This window comes from Rhodovarius sp. (genome assembly GCF_040399605.1).
In the GTDB taxonomy this organism is placed as follows: Bacteria; Pseudomonadota; Alphaproteobacteria; order Acetobacterales; family Acetobacteraceae; genus Rhodovarius; species Rhodovarius crocodyli_A.
In genome coordinates this window covers 20714-34002 of the sequence record NZ_JBBARU010000034.1, presented here as the reverse complement: position 1 = coordinate 34002, position 13289 = coordinate 20714, and the positions used below count along the sequence as shown (strand labels likewise).

The 13289-nt window shown below is 65.6% G+C and carries 13 protein-coding genes; 6 read left to right on the top strand and 7 right to left on the bottom strand.

Features of this window, described 5'->3' with window-relative positions:
* Positions 1-305 precede the first annotated feature (305 nt).
* From ABWP84_RS10495 to ABWP84_RS10470, 6 genes are all read left to right on the top strand, one after another.
* Positions 306-1430 carry a kelch repeat-containing protein gene (locus ABWP84_RS10495; RefSeq protein WP_353211971.1) on the top strand — a complete coding sequence of 375 codons (1125 nt, stop codon included), beginning with the start codon at positions 306-308 and terminating at the stop codon, positions 1428-1430.
* Positions 1431-1526: 96 nt separating this feature from the next.
* Positions 1527-3020, top strand: a complete 1494-nt coding sequence (guaB, locus tag ABWP84_RS10490) for an IMP dehydrogenase (RefSeq protein ID WP_353211970.1) — start codon at positions 1527-1529, stop codon at positions 3018-3020.
* 58 nt (positions 3021-3078) lie between these two features.
* Positions 3079-4398, top strand: a complete 1320-nt coding sequence (locus ABWP84_RS10485; RefSeq protein WP_353211969.1) for an RsmB/NOP family class I SAM-dependent RNA methyltransferase — start codon at positions 3079-3081, stop codon at positions 4396-4398.
* Positions 4395-4991, top strand: a complete 597-nt coding sequence (locus ABWP84_RS10480; RefSeq protein WP_353211968.1) for a GNAT family N-acetyltransferase — start codon at positions 4395-4397, stop codon at positions 4989-4991. The genes ABWP84_RS10485 and ABWP84_RS10480 overlap by 4 nt, the downstream gene beginning before the upstream one ends.
* 99 nt (positions 4992-5090) lie before the next feature.
* Complete coding sequence (locus tag ABWP84_RS10475) at positions 5091-6941, top strand: HAD-IIIC family phosphatase (RefSeq protein ID WP_353211967.1); 1851 nt, start codon at positions 5091-5093, stop codon at positions 6939-6941.
* A 210-nt stretch (positions 6942-7151) separates the two neighbouring features.
* Positions 7152-7871, top strand: coding sequence for a hypothetical protein (locus ABWP84_RS10470; protein WP_353211966.1), 720 nt, complete (start codon positions 7152-7154; stop codon positions 7869-7871).
* Positions 7872-8031: 160 nt separating this feature from the next.
* Here ABWP84_RS10470 and ABWP84_RS10465 read toward each other — a convergent pair whose 3' ends face one another.
* The 7 genes from ABWP84_RS10465 to ABWP84_RS10435 all read right to left on the bottom strand — a co-directional run.
* The gene (locus tag ABWP84_RS10465; protein ID WP_353211965.1) at positions 8032-9015 is read right to left on the bottom strand and encodes a magnesium transporter CorA family protein; all 984 of its coding nucleotides are present in this window, start codon (positions 9013-9015) and stop codon (positions 8032-8034) included.
* A gap of 53 nt (positions 9016-9068) precedes the next feature.
* Positions 9069-9764 (bottom strand): acireductone synthase, encoded by a 696-nt coding sequence (gene mtnC, locus ABWP84_RS10460; protein ID WP_353211964.1) that lies wholly within the window; start codon positions 9762-9764, stop codon positions 9069-9071.
* Positions 9764-10303, bottom strand: coding sequence for a cupin domain-containing protein (locus tag ABWP84_RS10455; RefSeq protein ID WP_353211963.1), 540 nt, complete (start codon positions 10301-10303; stop codon positions 9764-9766). The genes mtnC and ABWP84_RS10455 overlap by 1 nt, the downstream gene beginning before the upstream one ends.
* A complete protein-coding gene (locus ABWP84_RS10450) occupies positions 10300-10941 on the bottom strand; it encodes a methylthioribulose 1-phosphate dehydratase (protein WP_353211962.1) in 642 nt (213 codons plus the stop codon). The genes ABWP84_RS10455 and ABWP84_RS10450 overlap by 4 nt, the downstream gene beginning before the upstream one ends.
* A 7-nt stretch (positions 10942-10948) precedes the next feature.
* A complete protein-coding gene (locus ABWP84_RS10445; protein WP_353211961.1) occupies positions 10949-11215 on the bottom strand; it encodes a twin-arginine translocase TatA/TatE family subunit in 267 nt (88 codons plus the stop codon).
* Between the two features lie 210 nt (positions 11216-11425).
* A complete protein-coding gene (locus ABWP84_RS10440; RefSeq protein WP_353211960.1) occupies positions 11426-11911 on the bottom strand; it encodes a CHAP domain-containing protein in 486 nt (161 codons plus the stop codon).
* 122 nt (positions 11912-12033) lie between these two features.
* A partial coding sequence (locus ABWP84_RS10435; protein WP_353211959.1) for an ATP-binding protein occupies positions 12034-13289 on the bottom strand: 1256 nt, incomplete at its 5' end.

Here is a 13289-nt window from a genome sequence, read left to right as displayed (position 1 = left end):
TGGTGATGGCACGCCACACCATGCCCGGCCGCCACGTCCTCCATCCCCGGCGCATCCTGCCGGCATTGTCCGGTGGCCAAGGCGCAGCCTGGGTGAAACCGGCAGAAGCCTGGCACCCGCTTGAGCGAGGGCGGCGCGGGCTGGCAAACAGGCTCTCCGCCGGGTCACCCGAAATAACCCGGGAGAGGATGAAGCTAAGCACCAACAGAATTGCGCGGGCGGCGAAGCTGGCCGATAAACCAGATCGGCGCGGGTGGAGCCCTCCCAAGGGACGCCAACCTGCCCTTCATCCGCCGGAGCCCGCCATGAACCGCCGCCACATCCTGCCCGCCGCCGCCGCCATGCTGGCTGCCCCAGCCCTGGCGCAGCAGCACCAGCACCATGTCCCCGCATTACGGCCGCTGCCATCCTCGCCCGCGCCCTTTGCCAATGTCTTTCAGGGCGGTGCGCCGCATCACATCACCCCGCAGCAGGAGGCACAGCGCGTCACCGCCTCGCCCGCCCCCGCCGGCGCGCCGGGCCGCTGGGTGGCGCGGGCGGATATGCCCATTCCGCGCAGCGAAATGGCCTGGGCCACCGCCTGGGGTGGGCGGATGCATGTGGTGGGCGGTTATGGCGAGGGGCGCTTCAACCGCGCCTATCACACCATCTACAACCCCCAGAGCAACCAGTGGTACGATGCAGCGCCCCTGCCGCGCGGCGCCAATCACGTCGCGGTGGTGGCCGATGCGGGGCGCGTCTATGCCATGGGCGGGTTTATCGAACAGAATCGCGTCTGCGATGATTTCGCCTTCGTCTATGACATCCAGGCCGACCGCTGGAGCGAGATTGCCCGCATGCCCCGCCCGCGCGGCGCGGCGGCGGCGACGATTCTGGAAGGGCGCGTCCATCTCATAGGCGGCGCGACCGACCCCGGCGATGAGCGCGCCTCAATCGGCTGGCACGAGGTGTATGACCCCGTGGCCAATAGCTGGGCGCGCCGCCGCCCTCTGCCCGCCGCGCGCGACCATGTGGGCTGCGTGACCTGGAATGGCCGCATCCATGTTGTGGGCGGGCGCTTCAATACCTTCCAGTACAACACCGATATGCACCATGTGTATCTGCCCGCGCGCGACACCTGGGAGGAGTTGGCGCCGCTGCCCACCTCACGCTCCGGCCATGGCATGGTGATCTATCGCGACCGCTTCTTCGTGATGGGCGGCGAGGGCGGCATCATCGAGCGCGGCGTGGCGCGAGATGCCAAGGTGTTTGGCCAGATGGAAAGCTATGACCCGGCGACGAACACCTGGGCCTCGCATGCCGCCATGCCAACCCCGCGCCATGCCGTGGCGGCGGTGACGATTGGCGACTGGATTTATGTCGCCGGTGGCGGCGCGGTGCTGGGCGGCATGGTGCAATCGGCCATCCATGAGGCCTTCACCCTGGGCTGAGCAGCCATGCCGGCGCGTCACAAACCCAAGCTTGCGGCGCAGCAGGCTTGGGCCTAACAGGGTTCGCCAAGGTTGCTTGACCCGAAAGGTCTTCCCATGGCGTTGGATACTTCAGTGATGGACCGTATGACGATCGCGGAGGCTTATGCCTTTGACGATGTTTTGCTGGTGCCGGCCTATTCCACAGTTTTGCCGAATGCGACGGATACGCGCACCCGGCTCACCCGTGAGATTGGTCTCAACATTCCCCTCATCGCCGCCGCGATGGACACGGTGACCGAGGCGCCCATGGCCATCGCCATGGCCCAGGCCGGTGGCATCGGCGTGGTGCACAAGAACATGACGGTCGAGGAACAGGCCGAGCAGGTGCGCCGGGTGAAGCGGTTTGAATCGGGCATGGTGGTAAACCCTGTCATGGTCCATCCCGACCAGACCCTGGCAGAGTTGCGCGCCATCACCGCGCAAACCCGTATCTCCGGCTTTCCGGTGGTGGAGCGCGAAAGCCGGCGCCTGGTAGGTATCGTCACCAACCGCGATACCCGCTTCGCCTCCGACCCCAATCTGCGGGTCTATGAATTGATGACGCGCGAAAACCTGGTCACCGCGCCAGTGGGCATCACAGCCGATGCCGCCCGCCATCTGCTGCACAAGCACCGGCTGGAAAAGCTGCTGGTGGTGGATGAGCAGGGCCGCTGCGTCGGTCTGGTGACGGTGCAGGATATGGACAAGGCCTCGAATTTTCCGGGCGCCGTGAAAGATGCGCTAGGCCGGCTGCGGGTGGCTGCGGCGACGGGGGTGGGCGAGGATGGCTTCCGCCGGGCCGAGGCGCTGGTGGCCGCCGATGCCGATGTGATCGTGGTGGATACCGCGCATGGTCATTCGGGCGGCGTGCTGGAGGCAGTGGAGCGCATCAAGCGCCTGTCCAATGCGGTGCAGGTGGTGGCCGGCAACATCGCCACCCCGGAAGGTGCCTTGGCACTGATCAATGCGGGGGCCGATGCGGTGAAGATCGGCATTGGCCCTGGCTCGATCTGCACCACCCGCATCGTGGCCGGTGTGGGCGTGCCGCAATTGACCGCGGTGATGGAAGCAGCGGCCGCCGCGCGCGAACATGGCGTCCCAGCGATTGCCGATGGCGGCGTGCGCTCTTCGGGCGATATCGCCAAGGCGATTGCCGCCGGGGCGGATTGCGTGATGATGGGCAGCGTCTTCGCCGGCACCGATGAGGCGCCGGGCGAGGTGTTTCTCTATCAGGGCCGCTCCTACAAGACCTATCGCGGCATGGGCTCGCTGGGCGCCATGGCGCGTGGTTCGGCGGACCGGTACTTCCAGGCCGAGGTGCAGGATTCGCTCAAGCTGGTGCCGGAGGGCGTGGAAGGCCGGGTGGGCTATAAGGGGCCGGTGGGGGCGGTGATCCACCAAATGGTCGGCGGGTTGAAATCCGCCATGGGCTATACTGGCAGCGCCACCATCGCTGACATGCAGCGCAACACCCGTTTCCGCCGGATCACCGGTGCTGGCCTGCGGGAGAGCCATGTTCATGACGTGGCGATCACCCGTGAGGCACCAAATTACCGGCAGGATGGCTGATGCCCCGCCGCAGCGCTGCCCTAGGTGATGCCGATGGCACGCTGCTGGAGACCCAATCATGACCCCTCCCGCCCGTATCGCCGCCGCCATTGACCTGCTGGCCGCCTTCACCGCCCAGCCGCGCCGGCCGGCAGATGCCATTGCACACGAGTTTTTCCGCGCCCGGCGCTATATCGGCGGCGGCGACCGCCGCGAAGTGAGCGACACCGTCTGGGGCGTGGTGCGCGAGCATGCCCGCCTGGTCTGGTGGCTGCGGCGAGGCGGGGTTGAGCCCTCGCCGCGCCTTTTGGTGCTGGCCTTCCTGGCGCTGGTGCAGAATCGCGCGCCGGCCACCCTCTTCGTGCCCGACCTCTATGGCCCGCAGGCGCTGGACCGCGCCGAGCAGGCGCTGGCCGAAAGCCTGCGCCGGCAACCCCTGCTGCATCCCGATATGCCTCAAGGTGTCGCGCTGAACCTGCCCGATTGGGCCATTGATGGCCTGCGCGCCCGCTTTGGCGAGGCACTGGCCACCGAGGCCGCGGCAATGCAAGGCCATGCGCCGGTCGATCTGCGGGTGAATCTGTTGCGCGGCAACCGCCAGACCGCCCAGGCAGCGCTGGCGGGTGAGGGGATTGTGACCGAGACCACCCTCTTCTCCCCTTGGGGCCTCAGGCTGTCCAACCGCACGCCGATTGGCGCGGCGCGCGCCTATACCGAGGGGCTGGTCGAAATCCAGGATGAGGGCAGCCAGTTGATCGCGGCCCTCTGCGATGCCAGGCCGGGCATGCGGGTGGCGGATTTCTGCGCCGGGGCCGCCGGCAAGACGCTGGCGATGGCGATGAACATGGCCAATAAGGGCCGGATCACCGCCTGTGATGTCTCAGCGCCACGGCTGGCCGGTGCCTCGCGCCGCCTGGCCCGCGCGGGCGTGGACAATGCCGAGACGCATCTTTTCAACCCTGGTGACAAATGGGCCAAGCGCCGCGCCGCCACCTTTGACCGGGTGCTGGTTGATGCGCCCTGCACCGGCACCGGCACCTGGCGGCGCAACCCCGATGCCCGCCATCGCACCGGCGCGACCGACCTCGCAGAGCTTGTGGCCAAGCAACATGACATTTTGGACACGGCCGCTGTTTTGGTGAGACCAGGCGGGCTTTTGGTCTACGCTACCTGTTCATTGCTGCCCGAAGAGGATGAGCAACAGGTGGACCGCTTTTTAACGAAGCACCCCGATTTTAGTGTTCTGCCGCTGGCCCAGGCCTGGGAATCGGCCGGGCTGCCTGGCGCCCCGCCGGGTGAGGGGCCGCATTTGGTCATGACACCGGCGCGCCATGGCACCGATGGCTTCTTCGCCGCCGTGCTGCGCCGGCAAGCCCCGCCGCCCAGCCCCGCGCCGTGATCCATATCCGCCGCGCCCGGCCGCAGGACGCCAATGGCATGGGCCTGGCGCATGTGGCGGCGTGGCGCAGCGCCTATGCTGGCATTCTGCCGGAAGGGTATCTGGCCAATCTTTCCGCCCTGCGTGAGGCGGCTTCCTATCAGCGCGGCATTGCCGGGCGGCAGAATGGCCATGCCGCTTTCGTTGCGGTGGTGGGCGAGGAGGATATGCCCGAGGGCACCCGCGCCCCAACCCGTACCCCCCCGGGCGGGCTGGTGGTGGGTTTCGTCACCGGTGGCCGCTCGCGCCGGCCGGAAATCGCCGAGGCGGAGGTGGAGACGCTCTATTTGCTCGATGATTGGCGGGAGAGGGGCATTGGCCGGCGGCTGATGCGGGCCATGGCGGCGCATCTGCATGCACTGCATTGCCGCAATGCCTTTGTCTGGGTGCTGGCGGATAATCCCTCGCGCTGGTTCTATGAGCGGCTGGGCGGGCGCATCGTGGCGCAGGGTGAGGTGGAGGTGGCGGGGCTGTCCATCACGCAGCAGGCGCTGCTATGGGACCCCGTGGAGAGCCTTTTGGCGGCCACCGCGGGCACCAGCAGCCCCGGTTGAGGCGCACATCCTCCGCGGTGGTGGACAAAATCGCCCATTGGTGATGTCTGGGATCCCATGCCGGGGAATGACTCGGTACCGCGCCCCTGGGAGCCCGCCATGACGACCGGCCTGAAGCATGATGATCAAGCGGGCGTGAGCACCGCACTATCGGAGCAGGCACATTGGCAGCGCCATAATGACCACCGCTATCGCGCACCGGTGGATTTGGCCCGCAGCCCTTTGCAAGTGAACCGGGTGCTGATTGTGGGCTCCTGCTTTGCCGGGGCACTCAGCCATTTTTGCGAGCGGATTTTCCCCGGTGCTGGCTGTGACCATCTGCCCTATAATTTCGTCGGCGAATTGCCGGCAGCGCCGCCGCACCCGATTGGCGAATATGCCTTCCAACTCGTGGTGCTGCCACTGCGCAGCGTGATGCCCGAGGCGATGTTCTTTAACCTGCGGCATGATGATCTGGCAGGGTTTGAGCGGGTGCTGGCCGAATCCGAATTGCGGCTGATGCACATGCTCAACGGCTCAACCGGCTATGGTGTGGCGCATGGCCTGCCCACCCTGATCGCCAATTTTATGCTGCCGCAGCAAAATTCCATGGGAAGGCTGCTGGCGCAGAATGATGCCCGCAACCCCGTCTGGTTCGTCGGCCGGCTCAATGCCGTCATTGCCGAGCGCGCCGCCACCCAGGCCAATACCTATGTCATGGATATTGATGGCATCGCCGCCAGCATTGGCCGCCGCCATATCCAGGACGACATCATCGCGATGAACAGCCACAATGTGTTCATCAGCGACTGGGATTTCCCGCATGACCAGAACCGGCTGCATCCACCGGCCTCGATCATGCAAATGCACGCCATCAAGACTGACGAATTCATCATGGCCGTCTGGAGCGAGGCGGCGGCCATGCTGCGAACCATCCGCCAGCAGGATGGGGTAAAACTCGTCATCATCGACCTCGATGACACGCTCTGGCGCGGCGTGATTGCCGAGGAGGGGGTGGGCAACCCGGCGCTGATCGAGGGCTGGCCGCTGGGCGTGATCGAGGCGCTGAGCATGCTCAAGCGGCGGGGCATTCTGCTGGCCATTGTCAGCCGCAATGATGAGGCGACGATCCGCAGGCTCTGGCCCGAGGTGATCGGTGACCGCCTGCCTTTGGAGGAATTCGCCGCCATCCAGATCAATTGGCAGCCTAAGCCGACCAATGTCGCTGCGGTGCTGCAGGCCTGCAATCTGCTGGCGCGCAGTGCGGTTTTCATCGATGACAACCCGGTGGAACGTGCGGCGGTGCAGGCGGCGCATCCTGATATCCGGCTGCTGGGGCAGGATCTCTATTACCTCCGCCGCATCTTACTCTGGGCACCGGAATTGCAGGTGGCCGCCATCACCGAGGAGGCCGGGCGGCGCACGGCAATGATCCAGGCGCAGGGCAAGCGGGAGGCAGCGCGGGCGCTCATGCCGCGCGAGGAATTTCTGGAGGGCTTGGGGGTGGTGATGACCCGCTTGCGCATCACCAGCACCGACCATCCGCGCTTTTCGCGCGCCTTCGAATTGTTAAATAAATCCAATCAATTCAATACGACCGGCCAGCGCTGGTCACCCGAGGCGATGCATGGCTTTCTGGCCGGCGGCGGGCGGATTGAGGCGTTTGAGGTGGCGGATCATTTCACCCAATATGGCCTGGTTGGCCTGGCGCTGATCGAGGGTGCGGCCATTGTGCAATATGTGATGAGCTGCCGGGTGCTGGGGCTGGAGGTGGAGGCCTGCGCGATGGCCTTGTTGGCGGCGGAGCTGGTCGCGCAATACGGCGCAGCGCGCGGGGTGATGGTGGCGACGGAGGCGAATATCCTCTGCCGCACGTTGTATGAAAAGGCGGGCTTTGTGGCCATGGATGGCCATTGGCTGGCGCGAGAGGGAATGCTCCGGCCAGCACCTGCGCATATTCGGCTGGGTTAGGCTGCAAACCCAATCCCTTCTCGCTTCTGCGCGCAGTTGAGAAAGGAACCGGCTGACGCCGATGGGTGCCGTGCCATCCTCGCAGGTGTTGTTGACACCTTCCGCCAAGGTGGCGGAGCCTGATAAGTCAGACAGGCTGCCTGGTCCATTATTCGGCTCGCCTCTGGCGCGGCCCATGCGAAAAACAGACCAGGATAAAAGGATAAAGTGATGAAGGGTTGGCGCGCGCGGATCGGCTTCTTGGTGGCACCGGGCAATCCCACGGTCGAGCCGGAGATGCAGGCGCTTTGTCCTCCTGGTGCCTCACTGCATTTCACCCGCCTCAGCGCTTCAGGGCCGGCCGGCACCCATGCGGGCCAGGAGGCGCGCAACCTCAGCCAGGCGGCCAGCGTGCCGGAGGCGGTGAAGCTGCTGGCGATGCTCTCGCCGGCGGTGATCGTGCTGGCGCATACGGCCACAAGCTACACGCTGGGCCAGGCACGCGAGGCGGCGCTGGTCGCGCAGATGGAGGCGCTCTCAGGCACGCGCTTCATCACCGCCTTCGGCAGCACGCTGGCAGCCCTGGCCGCGCTCGGCTCTACGCGCATCGCCTATGGCACGCCCTATTCTGAAGCCACGACCTTGCAGGGCAAACAGCACCTGGAAGCGCATGGCATCACTGTGGTCAGCCATGGCACCTTGCCGAATGTTCGCAACATCTACGAGGAGAGTGAGGCGCGCGCCTATGCCCTCGCCCGCAGCGTGAACCACCCCGATGCGCAGGCGGTGTTTCTGAGCGGCACCGGAATGCCAACCATCGGCGTGCTGCAGACGCTCGAGGATGATCTGGGCAAGCCCGTTATCTCGGCCGCCTCGGTGATGATGTGGCATGCCCTGCAAGTGGCTGGAATCCGGCATTCGCAGCCCGGTTATGGCCGCCTTTTCGCCTGAAATACGCTCTCCTCTTCAATGCCGGGACCAAACATCTCAAATCAATAATGTATCGAAGATGCAGGAAACTCATCGACATCTATCTCGACGCTGCCGGGCAGCTCGTGGGGCAAAGCCCATCGATCCCATTGTCGCTCGAAGTTGGTTGTTCAGCAGCCTACTACAACCAGCCCTTCTGCTTGAAATACAGCACCGGCAGCACCCCTGTGCAGATCATCAGCCCAATCGCCAGCGGATAGCCAATCATCCATTCCAGCTCGGGCATATGCTGGAAATTCATGCCATAGACACTGGCGATCAGCGTGGGCGGCATCAGCGCCACCGAGACCACCGTGAAGGTCTTGATAATGCCATTCTGCTCGACATTGATGATGCCCAGCACCGCATCAAGCAGGAAGGTCGCGCGCGAATTGAGGAAATTCGCGTGTTCCACCAGCGAGCGCACATCGCGCACCAGGGTCTTGATGATGCCCTGATTCTCCTTGCGGATGGCGATGCTCTTCTCGGCGCCGACAAAGGTGAGAATGCGGTTGAGGCCGAGCAGCGTCTCCGAGGCGCGGGTCGTCACCTCCCCCACCTGGCCGAGCGTGATCAGCACATCCTTCAGCGCAGCACTGCGCTGATTGACCTTCATGTCACCGCGCGCAGCCTGAAAGGATTTCGTGCTGGCACGGTCCATATCGCCGCCGATGCGCTCCAAAATATCGGCCAGCCGGTCCACGATCTGCTCGAAGAGATGCAGCATCACACCATCGGGGCTGTGCAGCATCATCGGCGCCTTCTGGCAGCGCGCGGCGAAGGTGGGGAAGGCCTTGGGCGTGGCATAGCGCACGGTGATCAAGGTGGTATTGGTCAGCACGAAAGTGATGGCGGTGGAGCCGAATTCGCCCACATCCATGCCATAGAGAAAATTCGCGGTGAGGAAGAGGTCATCCCCCTCCTTATAAAGCCGCGAGGAGCTTTCGATCTCCTGCATTTCCTCACGCGTGGGCACCTCAACCCGCAGGGCGGTCTGCACCGCATGTTCCTCGGCCATGGTCGGGTGCAGCAGGTCGATCCAGACGGCAGCGCGCAGCTCCGCCTCCGTGGGCAGGCCCTCGCGCAGCACCATGTGCCCGTTTTCAATACTATAGGCCTGGATCATCTGGCAGCTCCGCGCGGCAGCAGAGCGCTTCTAGACCGGGTTGCGCCGCAATGTCACCCAGCCGGCGGTTGCATTGCGAAGTCACGCGCCACCGCGGCAAAGTCGCGCGCCTGGCGATGGCGCGGGCTGGGCTGCGTGCCATCCTCGGGCCGCACCAATTGGCAGCAGGCCATCCCGGCCGCGGCTGCGGCATCCAACTCCTCGGCCACATCGGAGAGGAAGAGAATATCCCCCGGCGGCAAGGCGAGGGCGCTGGCAATGGCGGCATAACTCGCCACCTCGCGCTTCGTTCCCATGCGGGTGTCGAAAAACCCTTCGAAGAGCGGCGCCAGATCGCCCGCCTCGGAAAAGCCGAAAAGCAGGCGCTGCGCCTCCTCGCTGCCCGAGGAATAGACGGCAAGCCGCGTGCCGGCCGCATGCCAGGCCCGCAGGGCCGGCGCCACATCGGGCCACAGATGCCCACGCAGCCTGCCATCGGCATAGCCCTGGCGCCACATAATGCCCTGCAACGCCTTGAGCGGCGTGACCTTGGCATCCACTGCCATCCAGCCCCGCAGCGTGTCCAATGGCGGCTGGCCCGGTGCGGCGGCGCGCACATCATCAAGCACCGCCGCCACCTCCGCCACGCCCTGATGCAGGGCGATGAATTCCTCTAGCGCCTGGGCAATGAAGGGAAACAGCGTGCGATGGACAAAGGCAATCGCCGTCGTGGTGCCCTCGATATCGGTGAGGACCAGCCGAGGCGCCATCACGCCGTGATCGCGGGGAAGCGCTCGGCGAGGTCAGAGCCGGTGTAATGCGGCGTCCAGCCCGTGGTGTCGGTGAAAACCCGCAGCACGGTGAAGTTGGGCTCGGTGCCCGCATCGAACCAGTGGGTGGCATTGGCCGGCACTGAGATCAGATCGCCCGCGGTGCAATGGGCATCATAAATCCGCCCACCAATATGGAGGACGAAATTGCCCGCACCCTCATGGAAGAAGCGCACCTCATCCTCGGTATGGGTATGCTCACTCAGAAATTTCTGCCGCATCGCATCCTTCATCGGGTGCGAAGGGTCGAGCTTGATGACATCGGCGGTGCCCGCACCGGTCTCGCCCATGAAACTGTCGAGCCGCGGCCTGTAGGCAGCCATCACGGTATCGGCATCAGCGCCCGCGGGCAGGGGTGTCACCCCCCAGCGCTCGAAGCGCACGCCAATGCCGCCCAGCACCTGGGCAATCTGGGCTGCATCATCGGTGCGCAGTTCTTCAGCGCCAGTCGTGGCGTGGCGGACGGTCAACAGGCTCATCGCAGCCTCCTTTGTTCCAATTCGCATTGCAGCATGAATTCCAGGGCCTCCAGCCGCAGCATCGCCTGCGGCATGTCCCGGCCCCAAACATAAATGCCATGGCCGCGGATGAGGTAGCCCGGCAGCGGCGATGCCTGCCCTGCCCAAAGCGCATCCAGGCCGCGCTGCATCCGGGCAATATCCTGGTCATTATCAATGACCGGCAAGGCGATGCTGGCCGCATGGCTGGGCAGGCCGGGAAAGGCCTTCAGCAATTCATAGCCCGAGAGCATGAGGTTCGGCCCCGCCAGGCGCGAGAGCACGGTGCAGGGCACGGAATGACCATGCAGCGCCGCCCCGGCATCGGCAAAGCGCTGATAAATACCGCAATGCAGCCCAGTTTCAGCCGAGGGGCGGGCATTGCTCTCCTCAGGCCGGCCATCGCCATCCACCACCATCAGGCTCTCGGCAGTGAGAAACCCCTTGTGGAAACCCGATCGCGTGATGGCAATGCGCCCAGCCTCGAGGCGCATGGAAAAATTGCCGGCGGTGGCTGGAACCCAGCCCCGGCTATCCATCCGCCGCCCAGCCTCGATAATCGCCGCCGCGACATCACCCGGGATGGACCCAAGGTGGGGGCCCGCGGCCGCCACGCCCATGGCGGCCTCAGGCGGCCGGGCGGGTGGTGCCGGCCGGCTGCGCGGCGGTGGTGGTGGCCGCTGCCTGCGGGCCCTGGATCGAACCCGTACCGGCCGCCGGCGGCGCCGCCTCCGCCGTCATCGCGGCGTCCTTCTCATCTTCCTTGATGTTCGCCTTGAAGGACTTGATGCCCTTCGCCAGGTCGCCCATCAGGCCGCTGATCTTGTTGCCGCCGAAAAGCAGCAAAACAACCAGCAGCACAACCAACCAATGCCAGATGCTGAACGAACCCATGGCGGAGCCTCGACCTTGAATGTTGATGCGCCCGGCAAGCGGCCGGCCGATGCCCCCAGGGGAGTCCCAGAAGCGGATGCCCGGAACCTAGTGCGCCGCCCCCCTGATCGGAAGCCCCAAGCTGCGGAACGGCGAAAAGAAAGCCGTGCTGATCCAATATTTCTTCACGTGATGTATTCCAGGGCCCGCTTTCAACGCTCCGCCACCGCCTCACCCCGCAGCCAGGCGCGGCGAAATAAACCCATGCGCGGCAAAAACCGTATGGCCATAATCCTGAATGGGCGGATACCAGACCCGCACCGCCGTCCAGTCATTGCCTGCAGAGACATCGATCACCGGCTGGTCCTCAGCGATCCGCCCACGGCCCTGGCCGCCAGCCTCGGCCCAATTGGCATGATCAACCCTGATTTCGCGCGCTGCCACCTGCCGCCGCACCACTGAGAGATGGCCCTGCGGCAGGCGCCGGGTGCGGCCCATCACCAGCACATGCCCCGCGGCCGGGCGGCGGCCACGCTGGTAGCGCCCATGCGCCGCATCCCACCATTGCCAGGCATCGCCGCGCAATTCGATGCCGGTGCGCGCGCGGGCAAAGGGCACGCAGGAGATGCTGCCCGCACCCTGATAGCCTGCCACACCCGCCACCGGTGGCGTGCGCGCGGGCCCGCTGCCGCCGCAGCCCGCGAGCATCGACGCCATCACCAAACCCATGGGCAACAAGGCCCTTCGGGTCACATCCTCCGCCATGCATATCCCCCATGCAGGCCCATCAAGCCGCCACCTCCCCCGAGGTGCCGATCATTCCTAGCACAAAACCGCGATCACACATCCAGATTTTGCGACGCCATCAGCGCGCTGATCCGATCATTGAGCACTTCAGGTGGCAAAGGCTTGCGCAGCAGCGCGATGGGGCCGGATTTGGCGGCGCTCTCCATCATATCCTCCGCCTGGGCCAAGAAGCCGGTCAAGAGCAGCGCGGGCAGGCCCGGGCGCAGCCGCCACGCCTCCCTAATCAGCGTCAGCCCGTCTATCCCGGGCATCGACAGATCAGTCACCAGCAATTCGATGGCAGGATCGGCCGCCAGCGCACCCAGCGCCTGCAGCCCACCGCCCGCCTCCACCACCACATGGCCACGCTCCCGCAGCCCCTCTGCCAGAATGGCCAGCACCTCCGGCTCGTCATCAACCAGCATGAGGCGGCAGGCCCGCGCACTGGCCGGGCCACGCGCGGCAAGGTCGGGCTGTGCCGGGCTCAAAGCCTGGGCCTGCGGCAGCCATAGGCTCACCCGCGTGCCCTGCCCCGGCAGGCTGCTGATATCCAGCATACCCCCCGATTGCTCACAAAAACCCTGCACCATCGCCAGGCCCAACCCGGTGCCATGGCCCTTTGCCTTGGTGGTGAAAAACGGCTCGGTGGCCCGGCGCAAGGTCTCAGCATCCATCCCACAGCCGGTATCGCCCACCGAGAGCCGCACATAACCGCCCGGCCGCAGCCCCATAGCACCCTCCGCCGGCACGACCTCCCCCGCCGCCGCAATATCCAGCCTGCCGCCCAGCGGCTGCATCGCGTCGCGGGCATTGACGGCCAGATTAACCATCACTGTCTCCAACTGTGCTCGGTCAGCCAGCAGCGGCGGCATATTGGCCTCGATGGTCAGCCGCACATGCACCGACGCACCCAAGGTATGGGCCAGAACATCCCGCAGCCCCTCCAGCAGCGGCTGCACGGGCAGCGATTCGGCCTGCAAATTGTCGCGCCGGGCGAAGGCGAGCAGCCGACGGGTGACGGCCCCGCCGCGCTCTGCCGCCTCGCCCACACGCTGCGCCAAGTGGCGCATGTCAGGGTCATCGCTGCGCTTGCCGATCAAACGCGCGCCGCCCAGCACGGCCTGCAGCACATTATTGATGTCATGCGCCACCCCGCCGGCCAATTGCACCAAGGCCTCCATGCGCTGGCCATGGGAAATATTGCTCATGGTGGCCAATCGCTCCTCCCGCGCCCTGTCCAGCGCCGCCCGGTCGCGCGCGCGCGCGGTGAAGAGCAAACCCACCATCAGCAAAGCGAAGGTCAATACCG

Coding starts and splice junctions, on each gene's coding strand:
- ABWP84_RS10475 (WP_353211967.1), top strand. CDS start 5,091: ATGACGACCGGCCTGAAGCATGATGATCAAGCGGGCGTGAGCACCGCA.
- ABWP84_RS10455 (WP_353211963.1), bottom strand. CDS start 10,303: ATGAGCCTGTTGACCGTCCGCCACGCCACGACTGGCGCTGAAGAACTG.
- ABWP84_RS10440 (WP_353211960.1), bottom strand. CDS start 11,911: ATGGCGTCGATGCTCGCGGGCTGCGGCGGCAGCGGGCCCGCGCGCACG.
- guaB (WP_353211970.1), top strand. CDS start 1,527: ATGGCGTTGGATACTTCAGTGATGGACCGTATGACGATCGCGGAGGCT.
- mtnC (WP_353211964.1), bottom strand. CDS start 9,764: ATGGCGCCTCGGCTGGTCCTCACCGATATCGAGGGCACCACGACGGCG.
- ABWP84_RS10470 (WP_353211966.1), top strand. CDS start 7,152: ATGAAGGGTTGGCGCGCGCGGATCGGCTTCTTGGTGGCACCGGGCAAT.
- ABWP84_RS10465 (WP_353211965.1), bottom strand. CDS start 9,015: ATGATCCAGGCCTATAGTATTGAAAACGGGCACATGGTGCTGCGCGAG.
- ABWP84_RS10450 (WP_353211962.1), bottom strand. CDS start 10,941: ATGGGCGTGGCGGCCGCGGGCCCCCACCTTGGGTCCATCCCGGGTGAT.
- ABWP84_RS10485 (WP_353211969.1), top strand. CDS start 3,079: ATGACCCCTCCCGCCCGTATCGCCGCCGCCATTGACCTGCTGGCCGCC.
- ABWP84_RS10445 (WP_353211961.1), bottom strand. CDS start 11,215: ATGGGTTCGTTCAGCATCTGGCATTGGTTGGTTGTGCTGCTGGTTGTT.
- ABWP84_RS10495 (WP_353211971.1), top strand. CDS start 306: ATGAACCGCCGCCACATCCTGCCCGCCGCCGCCGCCATGCTGGCTGCC.